Below are 20,632 nucleotides of genomic sequence, written 5' to 3'. Positions count from 1 at the left end.
AGCGGTCCCCCGGGTGGCACCCCGGAGGACCGCGGACAGGCACCTGACTTGGAGGAACCTGTGATCACCAGTCTGACAGACGCGGAACGGGCGGAACTGGCCCGCAAGGCGTCCGAGGCGAACAAGCGCAGCGAGGACAACGCGCGCGCCCGGGGCGGCCGTTGATGGCCGGCAGCGAACACGAGAAGACGAAGGACCCGCTGCCGCCGCGTCCGCGCGGTCCGCACCCGTACTGACGTCACAACCGCTCGATGGTCCCGGCCTGGTTCGACTCCCGGCCGGGGCGCTTCGGCCCGCCGCCTCGCGCGGTGTTGGCCGCACTTCCCGGACTGGCCGCCGCCCTCGGGTGGGCGCTCTCGCGCGGCCTCCGGCTCTCTCCTGCCCCTTCGACATCGGAGCTCCCATGCTCAATTACGTCAGCGGCCACCGAGCCGACACCCCACAGGACTTCGCCGAACTCGCCCTCGGCACGCCGGCCGAACTCTGGCTCGGGGTCGACGGCGAGAGCGACGAAGAGCGCGCAGCCCGCCTGGACGCGGCCCGTGACATCCTCGCCGACCCCGAATACCGGGACCTCCCGGACGCCCTGATCCGCCTGGCCGCGCAGGTCGTCGACGACTACCCGGACCTGTTCAACGTGGTCCTGCTGGCCCGCCCCGCGCGCCGCCGCACCGTGCGCCGCGGGGCGGCCGCATGAGTGAGGACCTGACGCTGGACGACCTGGCCGTGCCGCTGCGGGCGCTGCGCCTGCTGGCCGCGGACCTCGGTCACCTGCCGGCGCCCGATGTGGACGTGACCCAGATCTACCCGAGCACCCTGCGGCTGAGCTTCCACCGCGGCGGCCTGGCGGCGTTCGAGGTGTGGCGCGAGACGTTGGGGATCGCCCCGGGCAAGGTGCGGCACGGCACGCAGGCCGGGGGCCACACGCGCGTTCTGCGTGCCGAGGTCCAATACGCCGGCGCCGAGCTGGAGTTGGTCGCCTACGCGGACGTCCATACCCCGGCGCCGTCCTCGGCGGAAGGAGTGGCCGCGTGAACACCCTGGCCACACTCCTCATGTCCGCGCTGCCGCTGGCCGCCGGGTGGGCGGTGCACGTGTGGTGGCTGCGCCGCTGCCTGAACACCGCCCGGCGTGACCCGCTCACCGGGTTACGCACCCGCGACGGCTTCACCCGCCGCGCCACCACCCTGCTCAAAGACCCCCGCGCCGTTGTCGTGCTCGCGGACGTCGACAACTTCAAGCACATCAACGACGACCACGGCCACGCCGCCGGGGACGCCCTGTTGAAGGCGACCGCGGACCGGCTCGCGCATCACGTCGGCCGTACCGGGGTGGCCGGGCGGCTCGGGGGTGATGAGTTCGCCGCCGTGCTCATCGACGACCACGGCACCGCCGCCGACCTGCTCGCCGTGCTGCACGGCGTGCTCGCCCGCCCCGTCGACGGCCAGGACCCGGCCGTGCACACCACTGTCTCGCTGGGCTGGGTACGCGCCGCGGACTTCCCCGCCGATGACCTGTCCGGGCTGCTGCGCCGGGCGGACGAGGCGATGTACGCGGCCAAGCAGGCCCGCGCCGGAATGCGGCGGGCCGGGCTGGGCCGGCTGTTCGCCACCGTCACCGGCCGCCGTGCCGGCCGAACCGGCGCCCGCACCGATGCACCCGTAGTGGGGGTGGCTGCGTGATGGCCGCCTACACCAAGGGCTTTGACCCGTCCGGCGCCCGGTTCGGGGTGCCCACGTTCCCGTGGCACTTCGCCCCGGACGGCTACGCCACCCGCCGTCAGCTGCGCGAGCGCGGGCTACGGCCCGGCGGGCAGCCGGTCGCCGCGCAGGTGCTGCGCCACCATCGCGGCCGCAAGTCCGGCTATCAGGTCGCCTACCTCTACCGCGAGGACCTGGCCAAGCCCGTGCGGCCGATGACGTCGCGCAAGTGGGGTGCGCTCGCCCTGGCCATGCACGCCCGGTGCACCTGCCCCGAGTGTGGTGTCACCTACAGCTACTGCCTGCCGACCTCGCTCGGCATGTGCGTGCTGTGCGCCTACCCCAACGACCAGACAGCCGCTTGACCGGTCTGGTCCGGCGGCAACGTCCCCGACGAAGGAGAAAGCAGTGAAGCATCCCCCGGAACGTCCCCTGAGCAAGGGCCAGGTCGCCGTCCTGGTGGCCGCCGCGCTGCCCATGGTTGCCTTCGGCGGCCTGGGTGCGATCGGCACCTACAGCAACATCACCTCCGTCTTCCACCGCTCCGCCACCGCACTCGGTGTGGTCGCGGCCGGTGAAGGCGCCACGCTCGTGCTGGCCCTGGTCCTGGTGGGGCTGACCATGCTGGGGCAGTCGTCCCCGGCAGCCGTGCGCCTCGGGTTGTGGACGCTGCCCGCGGTGGCCTCCCTGACCGGTGGCGCGGTCGCCAACACCGTGACAGAAGCGGTGGTGTTCGCGGTCACCCCGATGGCCATGTGCGTGTCCGCGGAGGGCATGGGCCTGCTCGCCCGGCGCATCGTGGTCTACCGCACCGGCGTGGACGCCGAAGCCCAGCGTCGCAACGCCGCGGTCATGCAGCGCCTGGCCTACCACCGCGCCCGCGCCGCCAACCACCCCGACCAGGACGCCCGCGACGACTCCGAGCGCGCGTCGTGGAAGCTCGCCAAGAAGGTCGGCACCGGCGATGCCCAGCTCGGGGCGCGCCTGGTCGACGTCCAGCGCGAGCGCATGAGCGACGGCGCGGACGCGGCCCTGGCCGGCATGTTCGCCCTGCCCGTCACGGCCCCTGCCAAGGGTGTGACGGACGGCCCCGAACAGCCCGCCATCGAGGCCGCCGACCAGGAGGGCGTCACACCCGGTGTGACGGAGGAAGGCACGCAGGTCACAGCCGAATTGGAGACCGTTCCGGCGCACGGCGTCACGCCCGTGACGGACCCCGTCACACCCCCCCGTGACGCTGGAGGAGATCGCCGCCGTCTGCGGGGTCGGCACGCCCGTGATCGGGGAGCCGCTCAGTGACGTGCAGCTCGTCGTCGTGCTGCGGCACCTGCGCTACAGCGACGACCCGCCGCTGTCCTACCGCCAGGCCGTCGCCGCGTTCCGCGAGGCGGGATTCGTGGGCGGGGAACAGCGGGTGCGCAAGGCGTGGGGCTCGCTGATGTCCCACGAGGAATCCGAAGCCTGACCGTCGTCCGGCACGACGCAATGAAGGCCAGCCCAGGGCTAGTGGGCTGGCCTTCGTCGCGACTGCCGGAAAGCAGTCGACCGCACCAGTGAAGCAGACCCGGTGAGCCCCGGTGAGCGGCACGTTCGCAGACCCGGCGCGCAGACCCGGTGAGCAGCACAGAACAGGCCATCGATACGTGAACGCACAGAACGGAGCAATGTGGCAAGGAAGCAACAGCCAGCAAAGGGCGAGGACACCTACGGGCAGGCCGCCGGCGCCATCGGCGGTCTCGCCATCGTGTTCGGTGTCCTGGCCGCCATCAAGGACAAGTTGGGCCTTTCCTGGCCCGCCACCGTCCTGTTCACTGCCGGGACGCTGGTCGCACTCGGCTACCTGGCCTGGAGGATCCGTTGGGGCCTTCCGCGCCTGTGGGCGCGCCAACCGGGGACCGCCTCGGCGACCCAACCGGCCGTCCTGCACCAGGAGTCCCCTGTCCAGGCCGTCGCCGCCCTGGCGCCCGGTGCGCCCATGGGTGCGGCGCCGGTGACTGTCGAGTCGCCCCCGAGCGGAGCTGAGCCTCATCCACAACTGACCATGCTCCTTCAGCGGGTGGGAGCCATCAGCAAGGACGAGCACGTCCCTACCAGTGACGTCGCCATCGAGACGCTGCCCGGCATCGGCACCGTCTACGACTTCCTGATGCCGGAGGGCCGCACGCACGACGACGTCGCGAAACGCCTCGGGCGGATTGCATCGATGTTCGGCGTGACCAGGCTGCACCTGAAGCTGGAGACGAGCCGGAAGACCGAACGCCGGGTGCGTCTTCTGGTCCTGAACGAGCCTCCGTTCAGCCAGCCGTTCCCGGCACCGACTCGGCAGGAGACCAAGGCGTTCGCGGGGGTTCCCGTCGGACACGAGGTCACCGGCCGGCTCGCCGGGGTGCCGACGTTCGACAAGGCATCCCTGCTGGTCGCGGGCATGACGCAGATGGGCAAGACGACGCTGGTCAACGGGCTCATCACGTGCCTGCTGATCGCGTACGGCGAGTTCGACCTGTATCTGCTCGACGGCAAGCTGTGCGGGCTGACCAAGTTCGAAAAGCTCGCCGTCCGCTACGAGGCGTCCGACGACTCAGCCGTCCTGGAGAGCATGCTCGATGAGCTGCTGACCCGCGTGGACGACCGGTACACGCAACTTCAGGACGCCATCCGCAACCGGCAGCCCGCACCGGTCTTCAAGCCGGTGTTTTTCGTTATCGATGAGGCCGCCGACTTCTACACCAGCAACGGCACCAAGGAAGGAAAGGAACAGGTCCGCCGGGTAGAAGACAAGTCGCGTTCCCTGGTCGCGAAGTCCCTGGAATCCGGGATTTCCACGGTGATGCTGACGCAGCGTCCCGCTGATGATGCGATTCCGGTGAAAGTGCGGGATCAGTTCCTGTACCGGATGTGCCTCTACGTGGCATCGGAGGGCAGCGCGAAGGTCGCTCTCGGGGATTCGTACTTCGATACGGTCGCCCCGATTCACCCGGCACTGCTCGACCCGGAGATCAAGGGACAGGCCGTTCTGTTCGCCAACGGCTCGTCCACCCTGCTCCGCGGCTTCAATTTCGCGGATGAATTCATCTGGAGTGTGGTCGACGAAGTCCACGCCCGCCGCGAAGCAGCGATCCCGGATTCCCCGCTGAAACAGGCCATCGACCTGCTGAAGCAGAGCGGTGCCGAGTTCATGCTCACGTCCGACCTGGCCCCGGCCCTCGGCATCACCGACGACCGGCCCGGTGAGCGCGGAAAGCAATTGTCGAAGCTGCTCGGAGTTGCTCCGGGCAAGGACGAAAAGGGCGCCCGCGGCTACTGGCTGACCGACCTCACGGCAGCCGCCCTGTCCGGTGCCTGACCGCCCTCCCGGCCCGCCGGAACATCCGCCAGACACCCGCCAGCGGTCCGCCGTGGCGGGTGTCCCGTCCGCCGTACGCCCGCCCTCCCGGCGGGTGCACGGCGGACCGCTGGCGGACTCCCGGCGGACCCGGGTGGCGGTGCTGACCAGCGACAACGACCAACAACCCCCGGAAGGAGGGAAGAGGCCCGTTGCGAGCCTCAACAGCCGTCACGCTCGGCGTCACAGCGACCGCGGCCGTTCTCGTGTCCGCGCTCGTGCAAGATGCCGGCGACGACCCGGCCGGGACGGCGCTCAGCCTGGCCGTTCCCAGCCAGTACAAATCCCTGATCGAGGACGCGGGACATTCCTGCTCCGAGGTCACCCCGAACATCCTCGGCGCACTTCTCACCCAGGAATCCGGCTTCAACCCGAAAGCCCACTCCCAGGTCGGCGCGGAAGGCATCGCACAATTCATGCCCTCCACCTGGGAAAGCCAGGGAATCGACGGCAACGGCGACGGAAAACGCGACGTGTGGGATCCCGCCGACGCGATCCCCTCAGCGGCCGCATACCTCTGCGGCATAGCCAAAGACGTCAAAGGCGTTCCCGGGGATCCGCAGAGCAACATGCTCGCCGCCTACAACGCCGGAAGCGGCGCTGTCCGTAAATACGGCGGCGTGCCGCCCTACAAGGAGACACAGAACTACGTCAAATCCATCCAGGCACTCGCCAAACAGCCCTCCAGCGGAAAGACCGCAACCACCACACAGGCCGAATCCGCGATCAGCGCGGCCAAAGCGACGCTCGGTACCCCGTATTCATGGGGCGGTGGGAATGCCAGCGGTCCCAGCACGGGAACCTGCTGCTCCCCGAAAGGCCGGACCGGAAAGCAAACATCCGGGTTCGACTGCTCCGGACTGACGCTCTACGCCTACGCCAAGGCCGGTATCTCCCTGCCCCGCACGGCAGCCGAGCAGTACGCGGCCTCCGAGCCGGTCAAGCCCGGCGACGTACGCCCCGGCGATCTCGTCTTCTACGGCTCAAGTCCCGCATCCATCCACCACGTCGGCCTCTACATCGGCGGCGGCTGGATTCTCGACGCCCCCCGCCCCGGCACCAAGGTCCGCTTCGACCCCATGGACACCATGCCCGACCTGTACGCCGTCGCCCGCCCCACCTCCCGCCAGAACAAGGAGATCTGATCCATGTCCAAGCTCAGCATCCTGGCCAAGCCCACCGACATGTCCGGCGGGTTCAAGGACTTCTTCGACACCATCGGCCTGACCGGTGGCGGCCTGGTCACCAAGGGCATCGCCGCCGTCATCGCGATCATCGCGCTGCGCATGCTGCTCCAGCTGTCCGGCGACCCCAAGGGCGCGCTGCGCAAGGGCAGCACGGCGATCGGCACCCTGTTCGTCGCCGTCGTGCTCGCCCTGTACGGGGACACCCTGTTCTCCACCGTCACCCAGGCCAAGGGCTGATGCCCCATGGCCAGTGACCCGTGCGACGCCATCAAAGGGCCCGGCAAGGCGTACTGCGAGCGAGACCCCGGCTCCAACGGTCCCCCCGGCACCGGCAGTACCGGGGGCGCCTCCGACCACGTCCGCACCCTCGCCGACAGCCTGATCAAGAAGATCGACGGCCTGATAGCGCCGAAGGACGCGTGGGCGCCCTCTCGATCCGACAGCACGCTGTACGAGCCGTTTCTATGGCTCGGGCAGCATCTGGCGGTCGCCATCTTCGTCTGTGTCGTCGTCGTGTGTGCCCTGACCGCCTGGCAGGGCACACCCCGCCTCAAGCAGATGGGCGCGTCGACCGGATGGACCCTGGCGGCCGTCGCCGCCATGGCGTCGGTCCCCGGCGCGGTGATGCTGCTGAACAAGGCCGTCAGCTCTGCGTTCACGGCCGCGTTCAGCAGCAACGAGTCCACCCTGTTCGGCGCGATCAGCGACGACATGCAGCACGCAGCGGACTCCGGCAACCCACTCGCCATCCTGATCATCTTCAGTGCGCTGGTGGTCGCCCTCGCCTTTGCCGCGCTGGTGTTCATGACCCGCCAGCTCGGCATCCTGGCGTTCGTGTGCATGGCCCCTCCGGTGCTGGCCTCGCTAGCCCGCGGGGGCGACACCTCGGCGGTCAAGACCTGGGCAATGCGGCTGCTGGGCCTGACGTTCGCCCCGTTCGCCCTGCTGCTCGTCTCGCCGTTCGTCGAACTCGCCAAGGGCTCCCTGGTGGTGGACGCCGTCCTGCTCATCGCCGCGGACGCCCTCATGCTCCGCATGATCTTCCACGGGGTGCCGTACTTCGGACCCAAGGTGGCCCGCGCCGCCCGCTCCTACGTGGAAAGCAGGATCCCCAGCCCACTGGCCCACGCGGTGGTGCGGGCCGGTGTCCCCGATTTCTACGAGAAGGAGAACACTCCGCGCGGCCCCCGCACGGTGAACACCCCGGGCCGTGCTTTGTCCCAGGACCGGGGCGTGCTGTTCGCGGCCTACGGCCTCAACAAGCCCGACCGGTCTGGGCGGCTGACCACCGCATCGGCCGTCGCCAAGGAACAGCGCGACAAGCGCGAGACCGCCGCCCGCCGGCAGCAACTCCGGGAAGTGCGCGAGCAGTACCGCACCACCCCTCAGCAGGCCGCGGCACCCGCAACCCAGCCGGACACTGCACCCACCCCCGGCCCTGTTCCGGCGCCGAGCCCCCAAGGGCCGGCGGCAACGCCGCCGCCGGCCTCGGGCCAGCCGAACACCCCGTAGAGCCGCCTCCTGGCCCGGCGCCCGCTCCTTCACCGAGCGGGCGCCGGGCCAGAGGCGCTCACCTTCACAGACTTCAGGAGGTTGCTCGCGTGTACTCCCTGACCCCTGGCTACCGCATTCCCGCCGTGCAGCGCGGACTCAGCCGCGCCGAAACCCTGCTGACCAAGGTGAACGCCGGGCTCGGGAGTGCCGCGCTGATGTCCGCGGCCATCACCCCGCCCCCGGTGTGGACTTTCGCCGCCGTCGGCGCCACGGCCGCCGTGCTCAACCTCGCCCCCGGCCCGCGCTCGTTCGCCCGCTGGGCGACGATCGGCTACCGGCATCTACGCGAGCGCGATGCGCCCGACACCATGGCCGCCCACCCCGGCGCCACCACGTCCTGGTCGGTGTACCCGGGACACGGCGCCATGCAGGACCCGCAGCGCCGGGCCGCATTTCACGCTGCGTTCGCCCGGGCCCTCACGTTCGCCAGCGGGCAGGCCCGCACTGCGGGCGTCCAAGTCCACGTCACCCACCACACCACCGCCCACGACTACACCGACCACACCCAGACCATCACCGTCCACGTCCCCAAAGGACTGATCGCCCACCCCGACCGGATCATCGACAGCCTGGAGCATGAATTCGCCGGCCTCGGGGCACTGACCCGCCTCACTCCTCAGGGAGTGCCCCACGTGACCGAACGAGGCTCCGCCTGGGCTGGGTTGACCGACGGCCGCTTCGTGTCGACCGCGCGGATCACGGCCTGGCCGGAGGAGACGGATGGCGACCTCATGCCGAACCTGCTGCTGGCTCCGGGCACGGACCGGTCCCTCGCCGTGCTGTACCGGCCGCTGCCGGTGGGCCAATCCCGCCGCTCCGCGAAGTGGCAACGCGCCGCCTCCGAGGCCTTCACCGCCGACAAGGTCAAGCAGGATGCGCACGACATGGCCAGCGGGACAACGCACGGCGCGCTCGTCCAGGGCGCCACCCTCGTTGATCTGGATGCATACCTGTCGGTGTGGGGCGACAGCCCCGGGAGCGTCACTGAGGCCCGCTGGCAGGCATCCCTCATGGCCGATCGGCACCGCATCCGGCTCGACTGGCTCACCGGCCAGCAGCACCGCGCACACGTGATGACCACCCCGCACGGAGCCTCCACCAGGAAAGGGGCCATCCTGTGATCCGACTGCCCACCACCCACGCCGCGATCACCGCGCCGCTGGTCGCCTCCAGCACCACTTTCCCCGGCATCCTGATCGGCCGCTCCCTGCTGGACGGGCGAGAGTTCCGCCTGTCCCCGGTCCAGACGTCGGCCGCGCTACTGCCGTCAACCAACTCCCTTGCCCTGGGCGGGCTCGGCTCCGGCAAGAGCACCACGGCAAAAACGCGGATCCGCAGGGAGATCCTCGATCACGGTCACCAGGCCGTCGTCATCGACTCCTTCGGCGAGGACAACGCCGGGGAGTGGGCGCCGCTGGCACGCTCCCTGGGCGGCCGGGTCATCGAGGCCGGCACCTTCACCCTCAACCCGGTCAGCACCCTGTTCCCGCCCGAGGTGCGCGAACAGCTGGTCCGCTCGTTGATCCTTGCGGTCGAACCGGGCGCACTCACCTACCAGGCCACCCACGCGCTCCAGCACGCCCTGAACCACCCCAAGGCCACCTCCCTCAACGGCCTGGTCGACGCCCTGGTCAGCCCGGAAGACGGCCGCTGGCCGGCCGCCAAGCTGACCGACTGGGGGGAGGGCGCGGCCATCGGCCTGTCCCGCTACACCGAAGGAAGCCTGCGCGGCCTGTTCGACGGACAAGGTGCGAGCCTGCCCGAAACCGACTTGCCGATCATCTCCTTCGACTTCTCCCACCTGGACCGCAACAGTCCGGCGATCCCCTCGCTGATGGCCGCGGTCAGCTGCTGGGCAGAACACGTGTGGCTGCGCCAGTCCACCGCCGTACACAAGCACCTGGTCCTGGAAGAGGCCTGGCAAATCCTGCTCTCCCCAGCCACCTCCGAGCTGATCCAACGGCTGCTGAAGAACAGCCGCAAGGCCGGTCTCTCGCTGGACGTGCTGATGCACACCCTGTCCGACCTCGGGGAAGGCAAGGCGCGCGACTTGGCCCGGCTGTGCGAGATCGCGCACGTCGGACGCCTGAACCCGGAAGAGGCCGCCCTCGTTGGCACCCTGCTCAGGCTGCCCACCTGGGCCATCGAGAGGATCCCTACGCTTGATCCGGGACAGGCGGTGTGGAAGGTCGGCCCCGACTACGTCGACATCGTTCAGACGGTCCTCAGTGAGGAGGAAGCCGCGCTCACCGACACCTCAGCACGCCGCCGCATGGCACAGCAGGTCCTAATCCTCGAACAGGACACCGCTGCCCCGGAAACGCCGGTCGCGGAGTCAAGCGGGGACAGCGCCGTCGCCGTCGACCCGAGCGAGGATCTGTACGCGCCGTTCACGACGGCTGATGACACCTGGGACTGGGAGACGCTGCCGCCCAACGTCATCGGCGGTGCGCGGCACTTCGACCTCGCCCGGCACGAGAGCGTCATTCAGGCCGCGATGGACGGCCGGTTCAGCGAGGCCGCCGACCTGGCCGTCCTCTACGAGAGCCAGGACATTGGCGTCCACGGCCTCAACTCCCCTCAGGCGCTTGCCTGGTTGGAGACGCGCGCGCAGGTGGCAGATCTGCGCGGGGAGCCCGGACAAGCCATGCAACTGCGCGCTACCGTCGCCCGCATGGGCAACGACGACGTCGAATGGTTCGAAAAGAGCGCCGACAGCACGTCTCCGGCCTGGCACAGCATGCCCCAACCACCCACCCCCGCAATGCCAGTGGGCGACGACCAGCCCGCGCGGGCCCGCCGGCGCACCTGGCCCTACGTCGCCGCGATCGCCACCCTGTCCATCGCGGCGGCCTGCGTCTGGACCAACGCACAGAACGAACACCACGCACAGGAACGCCAGCAGAAGGCCGCCAACTACAAGGGCCGCTCAGGCGCGGCGCTCACCCTCGACGGCGTCAAGACCACCATCGTGGCCCAGTGGAACACCGACCGGGACCACGTGGAACTCGACCTGAGCTCCCTGTTCGACCGGAACGCGCGCTACCTGCGGATCGATGCATCAGGCAAGACCGCCCAAAGCACTCTGGGAAACGACCGGTGGTTCCCCAAGGACCCCAAGATCTTGCTGCCCGTTACCGATCCTCTCGCCGATGTGACGGTGCACGTCGCGGTCGGCGGACGCACCTGGAAGGAAGGCTCCCGAGCCGCCACCCGGACCGTCCGCCTGTCGCCCGACGGAATCGCCTACGACGCACAGACCGGAGACGAGCTCCCCTCCGATCTCTGAGTTCCGCCGACTGAAGCCGAAGGTCGCACGGCTGGCGTGATGGGCTTCCGGTGCGCACGCTGGTCGCAGGCGGAAGTCTGCGAAGTAGAGGGTCTGGCGGAGTGGTCATTCCGTTGTTTTGAGATCAGGCCCGGTGCCGGATGCGGTCCAGATCTGCGTCGAGAACGACCAGGTCGGGGTGGTCTCGAAGCTGCTGCTCACGCGCCCAATCGCCGAGGTCGGCTTTGTGAGCAGCCCGCACGGCGTCGAGGTTGACGCTGGCGAGAGTGGCGAGCAGGACCACTTCGGCGTCGTCGAGGCCGTTGTACCGGTTGGCGGGCGCGTAGATAGCAGCGGTATCGGCCGCGTACTCGCATCCGGCTGCGGTGAGCTTCTCGTACAGCCAGCGCCGGAACGGGGTGTCCTGGTTTTCCCAGGACGGGTCCCAGGCGTCGTTCTCAGGGTCGTCGGGGCCGGGGCCGATGATGGGCATGGGCGATCTCTTTCCACGACTCAGCCGCGGTATGCGGCATTTGCCTGAACTCGGCATCCCGATCGCTCACTACCTTGACCCGCCGTTTTCACGTTGGCGGGGCCTTCTGACGCACATCGCCGCTAAGGGCCCGCATCCCCGAGGGTGCGGGCCCTTTCTCGTGCTCGCCTCCGGACGCTCCGTCCAGTCCTCGCCCACCCGCCCCCGCGCGGTGAACGAGCACTGAACAGGCCGCCCGGCCTCACCCACCACCCCACCCAGCGAAGGAGACCCGTTTTGGCGAAAGCCCCGACCGTCATAGGCGTGCTCACCGAACCCACCCCGCCCACCTGGTGGAAGGCCAACCGGCACAAAGTCCTCGCCATCGCTGGACTGCTCATCGGCCTGTACCTCGGCACCCACCAGGACGGAACCCAACCGCCAGCCCAGGCCCCGCGTCCTGGCCACACCACTCCCGGCCCGAGCAGCACGAACACGGCCCCGCACGCGCAGCCGGAGACCGGCCCCGCCAGCCCAGGCCGCATCACCATCCGACTCTTCCGCTCCGAGCGCTGACCTGCGAAGGAGCGCCGTGTTCGAGATCCGCATCATCTGCGCGCCGGACGACGCCGACCGCGTCCGCCAGACCCTGGCCACCGCGTTCAACACCGGCCCGGCACGCCAGTACCCCACCCGTGACAGCAAGCGCACCCGCCTGTACGTCACCGCCGCCCACCGGCCCGACCCCTCCAACGTCGACACACCCAAGGAACCCTGATGGACATCGACCCGGACGAGATCGTCACCGTCGAACTGAGCTGGGACAACGACGGGTTACCGGAGTCCTACAGCCGCGAGATCACCCGCCAGCTCGGCAACCTGCTCTTGCAGGTCGACGACCTGGCCGCCGACACGGAGGCCGCATGAGCGCCGTCCTGTGGCCGGTCACCGCCCGCATCACCGCCGCCCTCAATGCGGCCAACGGCACCGGCCAGCACGAAACGGCGATGCGCCTGATCAAAGTCGTAGAGGAGGCGGGCGAGGCGTCCGCCGCCTACATCGGCGCCACCGGTCAGAACCCCCGCAAGGGCACCACCCACACCGCGGCGGACGTCGCCGACGAACTGTGCGACGTCATCATCGCCGCCGCCGTCGCCCTGCACTCCTTCACCACCCACCCACCCGCCGTGCTGGACGCCAAGCTGCACGCCGCCGCCCGGCGACTGGAAGTTGCGGCCTCGCAGGACGGCACACAGGCCTGCCGCGCGGCACTGATCGCCGCCGGCCGATGCCCCAACTGCCAATGGCCGGCCCAGGACTGCAACTGCGCCGACCACCCCGACGCCTAGACCGGACCCGAAAGCGAGTGACCATGTCCTTCGGAGAGACCCCGATCACCATCATCGGCAACCTGACCGCCGACCCGGAACTGAAGTTCACCGCCTCCGGCCAGGCCCTGGCCAAGTTCACCGTCGCCTCCACCCCGCGCACCTTCGACCGCGAGGCCAACCAGTGGACGGACGGCACGTCCACGTTCTTCCGCTGCGCCGCCTGGCGCGCACTCGCCGAACACGTCGCCGAATCCCTCGCCAAGGGCTCCCGGGTGGTGCTCTCCGGTCGCATCCGGCAGCACGACTGGCAGACCCCGGAGGGCGACAACCGCAGCATGCTCGCCGTCGAGGTCGACGAGATCGGCGCCTCCCTGCGCTTCACCACCATCACGATCAACGCCAAGCGCACCAGCAGCAACGGCGCCGCCCCGGCCGGCGACACGTGGAACACCGGGGACAACCAGCCCGCCGCAGCGGGCAACGAACCGCCCTTCTAGACCCGCCCGGGGCGGGCGTCCTCTCGCCAAGAATTCGCGCCCGCCCCGGTCCTCCAGCCACTTCCAACAGAAACCGGAGCCTTGAGTTGCTGACCCTGACCGATCTGTTCTGCGGCGCCGGTGGATCGTCCACCGGCGCCCTCACAGTGCCCGGTTTGAGCGTGCGGATGGCCGCCAACCACGCGCGGCACGCCATCGACACCCACCAGGCCAACCACCCCGACACCGACCACGACTGCGCCGACCTCTCCCAGGTCGAGCCACGCCGCTACCCCGCCACCGACATCCTGTGGGCCTCCCCGGAGTGCACCAACCACTCCATCGCCAAGGGACGCCGACGCGGCCACGGCGAACACACCGACGGCCTGTTCGCCACATCCGGCGTGGACGAAGCCGCCATCCGCTCCCGCGCCACCATGCACGACGTGCCCCGCTTTGCCGAGGTGCACCGCTACCGGGCCATCGTCGTGGAGAACGTGGTGGACGCCTACTGGTGGGGCCCCAAGGAAGCCCCGGGCGCGGTGTTCGACGCCTGGCTGCGCACCCTGCACGCCTGGGGCTACGAGCACCGCATCGTGTGGATGAACTCCATGCACGCCGCCGCCTACGGGAGCGCGGCCCCGCAGTCCCGCGACCGCATGTACGTGGTGCTGTGGCGTAAGGGCGACCGCATGCCGAACTTCGACAAGTGGACCCGCCCGCAGGCCGACTGCCCTACCCACGGCCGCATCCGGGCCATCCAGGGGTGGAAGCAGACGAAGATGTGCAGCCCCACCCGCCCGTGGGGCCGCTACGGCGCACGTGCCCAATACCTGTGGCGCTGCCCGCGCGTGGAGTGCCGCAACCAGGTGGTCGAGCCGGCCGTGCGACCTGCCGCCGAGGTCATCGACTGGACGCTGCCCGCTCCACTGATCGGGGAACGCACGGGCAGCGAAGCGCTCGCGGCCGACACCATGCGCCGCATCCGCGCCGGGTTCACCGCGTTCGCCGCACCGCTCGCGGTGCCGGTGGAGGGCCGCGACGGCAAGAAGGCCGCCCCGGTCGCGGCGCCCCTGCGCACGGTGACCACCCGCAATGAAACCGGGCTCGCGCTGCCGCCGTACATGGTCGAACTCAGGGGCGGGGGCTCCTCCCACCGCGCCATCACCAGGCCGCTGGCCACGGTCACGGCGGGCGGCAACCACCACGGCATCGTCACCGCCCCCGACCTGGTGGTGCCCTACTACGGCAACGGCACCGCCCGCCCCGCCACCCGACCGCTGCCGACGGTGACCACGGTGGACCGGCACGGCGCCCTGTACGGCGGCACCGTGGCCAGCGTGGACGAATGCGGCTTCCGCATGCTCGAGCCGCACGAGTACGCCGCCGCCATGGCCTTCCCCGACACCTACCGGCTGATCGCCACCAGCAAGCGCACCAAGGTGCTCATGCTCGGCAACGCCGTCACCCCGCCCGCCGCCCGCGACCTGATCGCCATGGTCACCGAAGCCGTCACCGGCGAGGAACTCCCCCTCGCCCACGGCCGGTAAAGACGCCCGGGGCGGGCGTCCTCTCGCCAAAGATTCGCGCCCGCCCCGGTCTTCCAGCCACTTCCAACAGAAACTGGAGACCTCCAGCATGCCCCAACCCAACCCCGCCGCGCTGCTGGCCGCAGCGCTGCAAGCCGCCGCACGCGGCTGGTGCGTCCATCCGCTCCGGCCCGGCGGCAAGGGCTCAGCCCTGCACGGCGAACGGGCCTGCCCCCGCACCGGTGAATGCGCCGGCGGGCACGTGAAGTGGGAACAGCGCGCCACCACCGACCCCGACCGCATCCGCGGCGCATGGTCTACGGGCGCGTTCAACGTCGGCATCGCGCCCGGGCCCTCGGGTCTGGTCGTCGTCGACCTGGACGTGCCCAAGGAGGAAGAGCAGAAGGGCAGTTCGGCCGCGCCTGGCGGCGCGACGTCCTTTATGGCGCTCTGCGAGCGCGCCGGAGAGTCCTGGCCGACTACCTACATGGTGCGGACGCCCTCCGGCGGCATGCACCTCTACTTCACCGCCCCGCCGGACGTCCGCCTGCAGAACACTGCGCGCACTGTGGCGCCCTGCGTGGACACCCGCGCGTGGGGCGGCAACGTCGTCGCCGCGGGCAGCACCACCCCACAGGGCGCCTACATGGTGGCCGACGCGGCGCCTGTGACCGCCCTGCCGTTCTGGCTGCTGTCCCACCTCCAGAACCCGCCCACGCGCCAGGCGGCACCCGCCCCGCTTCTGATCCCGGGACAGGCCACCCGCCGCGCCATGGTGGCGCTGGAACGCGAGACGGCCGCCGTGTGCGGCGCCTCGGAAGGCGGCCGGAACAACAGGCTGCTGGCGGGCGCCCGCGCCCTGGGCAGGTTCGTCGCCTGGGGCGAGATCCCCCGAGACGCGGTCGAGGAGGCGTTTCAGGCGGCGGGCGAGGCGGCCGGACTGTCCCCGACCGAGTGCCGCAGCACCATCCGCAGTGCCCTGGACTGGTCGATTCGCACCTGCCGGCCACGGGAGGCCGCGTGAACCCCCGCCCCGCCCCTGAAACGCCTCACCCGCCCACACCCGGCCGTCCGCGCCTGTCAGCGGCCAACGGGGACACCGGCCGTGGCACGAAGAACGACGGCCGACAGGCCGTCCTTTCATCCCTTCCCCCCGACCAGCACCCCACCGGCCCGGCCAGCGGTGACGGCCGGTTCCCCGTGGCCTGGCTCACCATCTGCGCGCCGCGCGGTGCCACCCCGACCGCCACGTCGACGTGCCTGTGCGGCAGAAACCGCAGCGCGGTCGGCCACCCCAAGGTGCATGCACTGATCGCCGACCACGCAACGCACCGCGACGTCTGCCCGCTCCGCACCACCCAGGAAAGGAGGAACGCCGCATGACCAGCACCACGACGCCCGAGCCGTCCATCGACGGCGCGGCCCTGCTCGATGAGGTCGAAGCGTTCCACCGCCGCTTCAACGTCTTCCCCACCGAACACGCCTACACCGCCGTCACCCTGTGGGACGCGCATGCGCACCTGATGGACGCGCTCGATGGCACCGCCCGCATCGCGTTCCTCAGCCCCGAACCCGGCTCTGGAAAGTCGCGAGCCCTGGAAATCATCGAGACCCTCACGCCGCGCGCGGCGACCACCGTCAACGCCTCCGCCAACGCCCTGTTCCGGCTCGTCTCCGCAGACGAGGGCACACCCACCCTCCTCTTCGACGAGATCGACACCGTATTCGGGCCCAAGGCCGGCGGAAACGAGGAAGTCCGCGGATTCCTCAACTCCGGCTACCGGCGCGGTGCCAAGTCACTGCGCTGCATCGGCGAGGGATCGGACCAGAAAGCCGCGTTCCTTCCGTCGTTCTGCGCGGTCGCCATGGCCGGACTCGGCTCGCTGCCCGACACGATCCTGACCAGGTCGGTCATCGTCCGCATGCGCAAGAAGGCGCCCAACGAGAAGTGCGAGCCCTACCGGCGGCGCATCCACGAGAAGCAGGGCCACGCCCTACGGGACCGGCTCGCCGACTGGACGGCCACCCTGCACGACCAGGTCGCCGCCGCGTGGCCGGAGATGCCCGAGGGCGTCACGGACCGGCCAGCCGACGTGTGGGAGCCCCTGCTCGCGGTCGCGGACGCGGCCGGCGGGCACTGGCCCGAGCGGGCCCGCGCAGCGTGCGTGGCGCTCATCAAGGCCGCGTCCGAGGGCGATCAGGCATCCCTCGGGGTACGCCTGCTGACCGACCTGCGCGACAAGGTGTTCTGCGGAGTGGACCGGATGCCCACCGCGGCCATCCTGGAAGTCCTCCTCAACCTGGACGACGCCCCATGGGCCGACATGAGCGAGGACGGACAGAGCAGCAAGCCGCTCACCGCACGTGCCCTGTCCAAGCTCCTGAGCCAGTACGTGCGACCCGACAACAGCCCCATCAAGCCCCGTGGGATCCGGGTCGGTGCGACGACCCCCAAGGGCTACTACGCGGAAGACCTCAGCGACGCCTGGGCCCGCTACTGCCCCCCGGACCCCCAGAAGTCCGCAACATCCGCCACATCCGCAACAACGCAGGTCAGCGGGGGTGAACTTGTGGCGGAAGGCCCGTCCGAGAGCCGCCACATGTTCGCCGAAACCGACACACGCACCCTCCGCAGCGTCGGCTGACGCTGCCCACCCTCGGTCCCGCCACGCGCCCCGCGTGGCGGGACCTATCCGCAACAGAAACGGCATCCGCCACAAATTCAAGCCGCTGACCAGCAATGTTGCGGCGTGGCGGATGTTGCGGATTCCCCAGAAGGCAGAGAGGAGTCACGAAGGTGCCGAAGGAGAGTGGACTTCCCCTGAGCTATTCAGCGGCGGAGGTAGCGACGTCACTGGGGTGCTCGGAGTGGTGGGTGAAGGAACAAGTCCGCCGACGGCGCATCCCCTTCCTGAGGAGCGGTGGCGGGTACCGCTTTACCAGCGATCACGTTCGAGAGATCTTCCACATTCTCGAAGAGCGGCCCAGCCCGGCAACTGCCATCGAGGGCGAAGCAGTGCCCCGGCGCCGCACTGCGGCGCAGCCGGTACGGCCGGTGGCGAGTCTCCGTGCGCGCCGTCCGCGTCGCGCACGGAATGCCGCCTGACAGAACAGCTGATCACGAGGGGTGGAGGCAAGCGATGGTCTCCACCCCTCGCTTGTTGCGAGAGGTAACCATGGGCTACGGCGAGAAGCGTGCCGATTACTACCGAGGCCGGTACTGGATTGCACCTGGTGTGCTCCGCACCGTGGTGGACGCCAATGGCGCCACGATCCGATTCGCCACCAAGCGCGAGGCCGCGAAGGCAGCGAACGATGCGGAGGCCAAGGTCCGAGAGGTCGGCTATCGCGACCCGAATGCCGGGAAGGAGACCTTCGGCGAGTACGTGAACCGCTGGTATGCGGCACAGGAGTTGGCCGCATCGACCATGCAGAACTACAAGCGGCACATCGAGGAACATCTCCTCCCGGCGTTCGAGAGCAAGGCCATCGCCGACATTCAGCCCACGGACGTTGGTGCCTGGGAAAAGAGGGAGCGAAAGCTCTACGCCCCGTCCAGCGTGAAGACTTGGCACGGCACCCTGCACCTCATCCTCGCGGACGCCGTGGACGAAGGGCTTCGCGACTCCAACCCGGCCACCAAACGGCGCGGCCGAGGCAAGCGCGCCGGCCGCTCCCGGAACCGGGGCCCCGAGAAGGTGGTGACCGACGCTCTCGGCATCCTCCTGACAGCCGAACGGGCCTCGCTATTGTCCGGCCGCGATGACGAGTTTGTGGCCGTGGTCCTGAAGGGTTACACCGGCATGCGATGGGGCGAAATCGTCGGCCTGGAGCGCAAGTTCGTCCGCCCCACCTCCGTGCGCGTGGAGTGGCAGCTATACGAGCTCGACTCGGGGGAGTTCGAGCGCTGCCCGCCCAAGGACGACTCCTACCGGACCATCGACACGCCGAAGTGGCTGTCTGGCTTGGTCGCAAGCCATATCGCCCGGACCCAATCGGCACCCTGCCCGTGCCACGAGCACGCCTACGTGTTTCGCGGCCACGGTCCCGCCAACGGCGCTGCCCGGCACGTCGGCGCCAAGCTGGTCGACGTCGCCCGCCGCGCCGAGGTCTCCGCAGCAACCGTCTCGAACGTCCTGAACCGGCCGGACACGGTCGCGGAGCGGACACGGATCAGGGTGGAGACAGCCATCGCGGAACTCGGCTACGTCCGTGCGGGCAAGTCGGGAGAGACGGCCGCGCACTGGCGCCGTACCGGTTTCGCGACCTGGCTGTTCCATCCGGCCACGACGGGGTGGTATCCGAAGAAGGCCCCGCAGGAGGCGCGCCCTGTCCCCGTGATGGCGCACCCTTGGCCTGGGGTGCCAGCGCGGGGCCGGAATGCCTCGGGCCGTGCCGACGCATGCTGGCTGCCGATCGCGCGAGGTCTCACTCCGCACGGGCTCAGGCACTCCCACAAGACGGTCATGGAGGAGCTCGGGACCCCACCGAAACTCATGGACGAACGCATGGGACATGAGGATGGCTCCGTGCAAGCCCGCTACTCGCACATCACGTCGCGGATGAGGAACCGGCTCATGGACGAACTGACCGAGCAGTGGGAGGAGGCGTTGGCCGCTCGGTCTGCCATGCGCCCGCGGTCACCGGTCCACGCGCTTGATGCGCTACTGAGAGCGCGTCTAGCGTGACGTTCGGGGAGTCGATTTCCTTGATCCACTCCCCATTCACTCCCCGGGGACCCTGTAGAACGAATCAGGGCCGATTTCCCGTGGAGGGAAACCGGCCCTGACCTGGTGTTTCAGCTGTCGGGGTGGCGGGATTTGAACCCACGACCTCTTCGTCCCGAACGAAGCGCGCTGCCAAGCTGCGCTACACCCCGATCGTCGCCACTGCTCGCGGCGACGTCGTTTACTTTAGCCCACGGGTGGCTGGAGACGAAATCCGGTTTTGCGGCGGGTGCGGACCGGGTTGGGGCGGGCGTGGTCGAGGGCGACCAGGAGGACCGCGAGGCCGTAGAAGGCGAGGCCGAGCAGGAGGGCGTTGGCGAGGACGTTCTTGTAGCTGTGCAGGTCGACGTCCAGGAAGGGGTAGAGGTAGCGGCCGGGTGTTCCGGGCAGGATCAGCTCGCCCCTCGCGAAGGAGAACAGCAGGTAGGCCAGCGGGTAGAGCAGCCATGTCGCCGCCTGGCGGAGGTGGAGGCCGCCGCGGGGTGTCAGCAGGAGCCAGTCCAGCAGGGCGGCGATCGGGACCACCGTGTGCAGGATCTGGTTGCTGATCCACTGCCAGCCGGTCAGGGCCGTCGTGGTGCCCGTCATGGCGAACCTGGGCGAGGCGCCGGCCAGGAGCAGGTGGTACACCAGCCCGGTGATGATGATGTAGAGCAGCGTCGCGCCGGTCCACGCCGAGGGGAGCGGACGGCGGGCCGCCCAGGCGCGGCGGGCCGAGAGGGCGAAGACCACGGCCAGGAGGATGTTGCTCTGGATCGTGAAGTAGCTCAGGACCCGGACGGGGCTGCCGAGGAGCAGATCGATGGTGACGCCCGCCGCTGCCGCCAGGGCGACCAGAAGGCGGTAGACGGCGGCGAGGGGACGGCGTACGGGAGTCACCACCGCGGAGGCGGGGACGGCGGAGGGCAGCAGCGGGGGGACCCCGGAGAGGGCGGGAAGGTCCGGGAGGTCCCTGGGTATCGGGGCGGTCATGCCCTCAAGTTAGGCAAAAGGGGCATATGCGGCC

The 20,632-nt window shown here is 69.8% G+C and carries 23 protein-coding genes and 1 tRNA gene; 21 read left to right on the top strand and 3 right to left on the bottom strand.

The genetic code is table 11. The annotated features are described in order from the left end of the window. The first annotated feature begins 403 nt into the window (after nt 1-403). The 12 genes from ACGFYN_RS20845 to ACGFYN_RS20790 all read left to right on the top strand — a co-directional run bounded on the left by ACGFYN_RS20845 (nt 404) and on the right by ACGFYN_RS20790 (nt 11,112). Entirely contained in the window at nt 404-697 is a 294-nt protein-coding gene (locus ACGFYN_RS20845) for a hypothetical protein (RefSeq protein ID WP_393867302.1), read from the top strand. Then, the gene (locus tag ACGFYN_RS20840) at nt 694-1,035 is read left to right on the top strand and encodes a hypothetical protein (RefSeq protein ID WP_393867301.1); all 342 of its coding nucleotides are present in this window, start codon (nt 694-696) and stop codon (nt 1,033-1,035) included. Before ACGFYN_RS20845 ends, ACGFYN_RS20840 begins: the two co-directional genes overlap by 4 nt. Continuing rightward, nucleotides 1,032-1,682 (top strand): GGDEF domain-containing protein, encoded by a 651-nt coding sequence (locus ACGFYN_RS20835; protein WP_393867300.1) that lies wholly within the window; start codon nt 1,032-1,034, stop codon nt 1,680-1,682. The genes ACGFYN_RS20840 and ACGFYN_RS20835 overlap by 4 nt, the downstream gene beginning before the upstream one ends. Beyond that, nucleotides 1,682-2,065 carry an RRQRL motif-containing zinc-binding protein gene (locus tag ACGFYN_RS20830; protein ID WP_393867299.1) on the top strand — a complete coding sequence of 128 codons (384 nt, stop codon included), beginning with the start codon at nt 1,682-1,684 and terminating at the stop codon, nt 2,063-2,065. Before ACGFYN_RS20835 ends, ACGFYN_RS20830 begins: the two co-directional genes overlap by 1 nt. A 43-nt stretch (nt 2,066-2,108) precedes the next feature. Next, entirely contained in the window at nt 2,109-2,999 is an 891-nt protein-coding gene (locus tag ACGFYN_RS20825; RefSeq protein ID WP_393867298.1) for a hypothetical protein, read from the top strand. Nucleotide 3,000: 1 nt separating this feature from the next. Beyond that, on the top strand, nt 3,001-3,165 hold the full coding sequence (locus tag ACGFYN_RS20820) for a hypothetical protein (RefSeq protein ID WP_393867297.1): 165 nt from the start codon (nt 3,001-3,003) through the stop codon (nt 3,163-3,165). A gap of 279 nt (nt 3,166-3,444) precedes the next feature. After that, nucleotides 3,445-5,043 carry an FtsK/SpoIIIE domain-containing protein gene (locus ACGFYN_RS20815; protein ID WP_393867296.1) on the top strand — a complete coding sequence of 533 codons (1,599 nt, stop codon included), beginning with the start codon at nt 3,445-3,447 and terminating at the stop codon, nt 5,041-5,043. A 191-nt stretch (nt 5,044-5,234) separates the two neighbouring features. Then, entirely contained in the window at nt 5,235-6,227 is a 993-nt protein-coding gene (locus ACGFYN_RS20810) for an NlpC/P60 family protein (protein ID WP_393867295.1), read from the top strand. Between the two features lie 3 nt (nt 6,228-6,230). Beyond that, complete coding sequence (locus tag ACGFYN_RS20805; RefSeq protein ID WP_393867294.1) at nt 6,231-6,506, top strand: hypothetical protein; 276 nt, start codon at nt 6,231-6,233, stop codon at nt 6,504-6,506. A gap of 6 nt (nt 6,507-6,512) precedes the next feature. Next, a complete protein-coding gene (locus tag ACGFYN_RS20800; protein ID WP_393867293.1) occupies nt 6,513-7,781 on the top strand; it encodes a hypothetical protein in 1,269 nt (422 codons plus the stop codon). 89 nt (nt 7,782-7,870) lie between these two features. Continuing rightward, entirely contained in the window at nt 7,871-8,944 is a 1,074-nt protein-coding gene (locus tag ACGFYN_RS20795; protein ID WP_393867292.1) for a hypothetical protein, read from the top strand. Continuing rightward, nucleotides 8,941-11,112 (top strand): hypothetical protein, encoded by a 2,172-nt coding sequence (locus ACGFYN_RS20790; RefSeq protein ID WP_393867291.1) that lies wholly within the window; start codon nt 8,941-8,943, stop codon nt 11,110-11,112. The genes ACGFYN_RS20795 and ACGFYN_RS20790 overlap by 4 nt, the downstream gene beginning before the upstream one ends. Before the next feature lie 124 nt (nt 11,113-11,236). On the opposite strand, the gene ACGFYN_RS20785 is transcribed toward ACGFYN_RS20790, so the two are convergent. Next, nucleotides 11,237-11,584, bottom strand: coding sequence for a hypothetical protein (locus ACGFYN_RS20785; protein ID WP_393867290.1), 348 nt, complete (start codon nt 11,582-11,584; stop codon nt 11,237-11,239). 276 nt (nt 11,585-11,860) lie between these two features. Here ACGFYN_RS20785 and ACGFYN_RS20780 point away from each other — a divergent pair, with 276 nt between their 5' ends. The 9 genes from ACGFYN_RS20780 (at nt 11,861) to ACGFYN_RS20740 (ending at nt 19,587) form a co-directional block, all read left to right on the top strand. Beyond that, nucleotides 11,861-12,139 (top strand): hypothetical protein, encoded by a 279-nt coding sequence (locus ACGFYN_RS20780; RefSeq protein ID WP_393867289.1) that lies wholly within the window; start codon nt 11,861-11,863, stop codon nt 12,137-12,139. Nucleotides 12,140-12,155: 16 nt separating this feature from the next. Then, nucleotides 12,156-12,341: a hypothetical protein gene (locus ACGFYN_RS20775; protein ID WP_393867288.1), complete on the top strand. Its 186-nt coding sequence runs from the start codon at nt 12,156-12,158 to the stop codon at nt 12,339-12,341. Continuing rightward, a complete protein-coding gene (locus ACGFYN_RS20770; RefSeq protein WP_393867287.1) occupies nt 12,341-12,490 on the top strand; it encodes a hypothetical protein in 150 nt (49 codons plus the stop codon). Before ACGFYN_RS20775 ends, ACGFYN_RS20770 begins: the two co-directional genes overlap by 1 nt. Next, on the top strand, nt 12,487-12,912 hold the full coding sequence (locus ACGFYN_RS20765; RefSeq protein WP_393867286.1) for a MazG-like family protein: 426 nt from the start codon (nt 12,487-12,489) through the stop codon (nt 12,910-12,912). Before ACGFYN_RS20770 ends, ACGFYN_RS20765 begins: the two co-directional genes overlap by 4 nt. A 23-nt stretch (nt 12,913-12,935) precedes the next feature. Further along, the gene (gene ssb / locus ACGFYN_RS20760; RefSeq protein ID WP_393867285.1) at nt 12,936-13,391 is read left to right on the top strand and encodes a single-stranded DNA-binding protein; all 456 of its coding nucleotides are present in this window, start codon (nt 12,936-12,938) and stop codon (nt 13,389-13,391) included. Nucleotides 13,392-13,477: 86 nt separating this feature from the next. Further along, nucleotides 13,478-14,920, top strand: a complete 1,443-nt coding sequence (locus ACGFYN_RS20755; RefSeq protein ID WP_393867284.1) for a DNA cytosine methyltransferase — start codon at nt 13,478-13,480, stop codon at nt 14,918-14,920. Between the two features lie 88 nt (nt 14,921-15,008). Further along, on the top strand, nt 15,009-15,923 hold the full coding sequence (locus ACGFYN_RS20750) for a bifunctional DNA primase/polymerase (RefSeq protein ID WP_393867283.1): 915 nt from the start codon (nt 15,009-15,011) through the stop codon (nt 15,921-15,923). 355 nt (nt 15,924-16,278) lie between these two features. After that, nucleotides 16,279-17,544, top strand: a complete 1,266-nt coding sequence (locus ACGFYN_RS20745; RefSeq protein WP_393867282.1) for a DUF3631 domain-containing protein — start codon at nt 16,279-16,281, stop codon at nt 17,542-17,544. Nucleotides 17,545-18,075: 531 nt separating this feature from the next. Then, entirely contained in the window at nt 18,076-19,587 is a 1,512-nt protein-coding gene (locus tag ACGFYN_RS20740; protein ID WP_393867410.1) for a LacI family DNA-binding transcriptional regulator, read from the top strand. Nucleotides 19,588-19,704: 117 nt separating this feature from the next. Here the strand turns inward: ACGFYN_RS20740 and ACGFYN_RS20735 are convergent. Together ACGFYN_RS20735 and ACGFYN_RS20730 are read right to left on the bottom strand one after the other, a co-directional pair. Further along, nucleotides 19,705-19,778 (bottom strand) — tRNA-Pro (locus tag ACGFYN_RS20735). A gap of 34 nt (nt 19,779-19,812) precedes the next feature. Next, nucleotides 19,813-20,598 (bottom strand): Pr6Pr family membrane protein, encoded by a 786-nt coding sequence (locus tag ACGFYN_RS20730; RefSeq protein ID WP_393867281.1) that lies wholly within the window; start codon nt 20,596-20,598, stop codon nt 19,813-19,815. Nucleotides 20,599-20,632 lie beyond the last annotated feature (34 nt).

Source organism: Streptomyces sp. NPDC048419 (assembly GCF_043200415.1).
Classification (GTDB): domain Bacteria; phylum Actinomycetota; class Actinomycetes; order Streptomycetales; family Streptomycetaceae; genus Streptomyces.
The sequence above is the reverse complement of the archived record's forward strand: the minus strand, read 5'-3'. Positions and strand labels throughout refer to the sequence as shown.

Bases quoted from the DNA above. Each gene is read 5' to 3' on its own strand.
- ACGFYN_RS20845 (WP_393867302.1), top strand. From the start codon at position 404: ATGCTCAATTACGTCAGCGGCCACCGAGCCGACACCCCACAGGACTTC.
- ACGFYN_RS20840 (WP_393867301.1), top strand. From the start codon at position 694: ATGAGTGAGGACCTGACGCTGGACGACCTGGCCGTGCCGCTGCGGGCG.
- ACGFYN_RS20830 (WP_393867299.1), top strand. From the start codon at position 1,682: ATGGCCGCCTACACCAAGGGCTTTGACCCGTCCGGCGCCCGGTTCGGG.
- ACGFYN_RS20805 (WP_393867294.1), top strand. From the start codon at position 6,231: ATGTCCAAGCTCAGCATCCTGGCCAAGCCCACCGACATGTCCGGCGGG.
- ACGFYN_RS20800 (WP_393867293.1), top strand. From the start codon at position 6,513: ATGGCCAGTGACCCGTGCGACGCCATCAAAGGGCCCGGCAAGGCGTAC.
- ACGFYN_RS20785 (WP_393867290.1), bottom strand. From the start codon at position 11,584: ATGCCCATCATCGGCCCCGGCCCCGACGACCCTGAGAACGACGCCTGG.
- ACGFYN_RS20770 (WP_393867287.1), top strand. From the start codon at position 12,341: ATGGACATCGACCCGGACGAGATCGTCACCGTCGAACTGAGCTGGGAC.
- ACGFYN_RS20765 (WP_393867286.1), top strand. From the start codon at position 12,487: ATGAGCGCCGTCCTGTGGCCGGTCACCGCCCGCATCACCGCCGCCCTC.
- ssb (WP_393867285.1), top strand. From the start codon at position 12,936: ATGTCCTTCGGAGAGACCCCGATCACCATCATCGGCAACCTGACCGCC.
- ACGFYN_RS20750 (WP_393867283.1), top strand. From the start codon at position 15,009: ATGCCCCAACCCAACCCCGCCGCGCTGCTGGCCGCAGCGCTGCAAGCC.
- ACGFYN_RS20745 (WP_393867282.1), top strand. From the start codon at position 16,279: ATGACCAGCACCACGACGCCCGAGCCGTCCATCGACGGCGCGGCCCTG.
- ACGFYN_RS20740 (WP_393867410.1), top strand. From the start codon at position 18,076: ATGGGCTACGGCGAGAAGCGTGCCGATTACTACCGAGGCCGGTACTGG.
- ACGFYN_RS20730 (WP_393867281.1), bottom strand. From the start codon at position 20,598: ATGACCGCCCCGATACCCAGGGACCTCCCGGACCTTCCCGCCCTCTCC.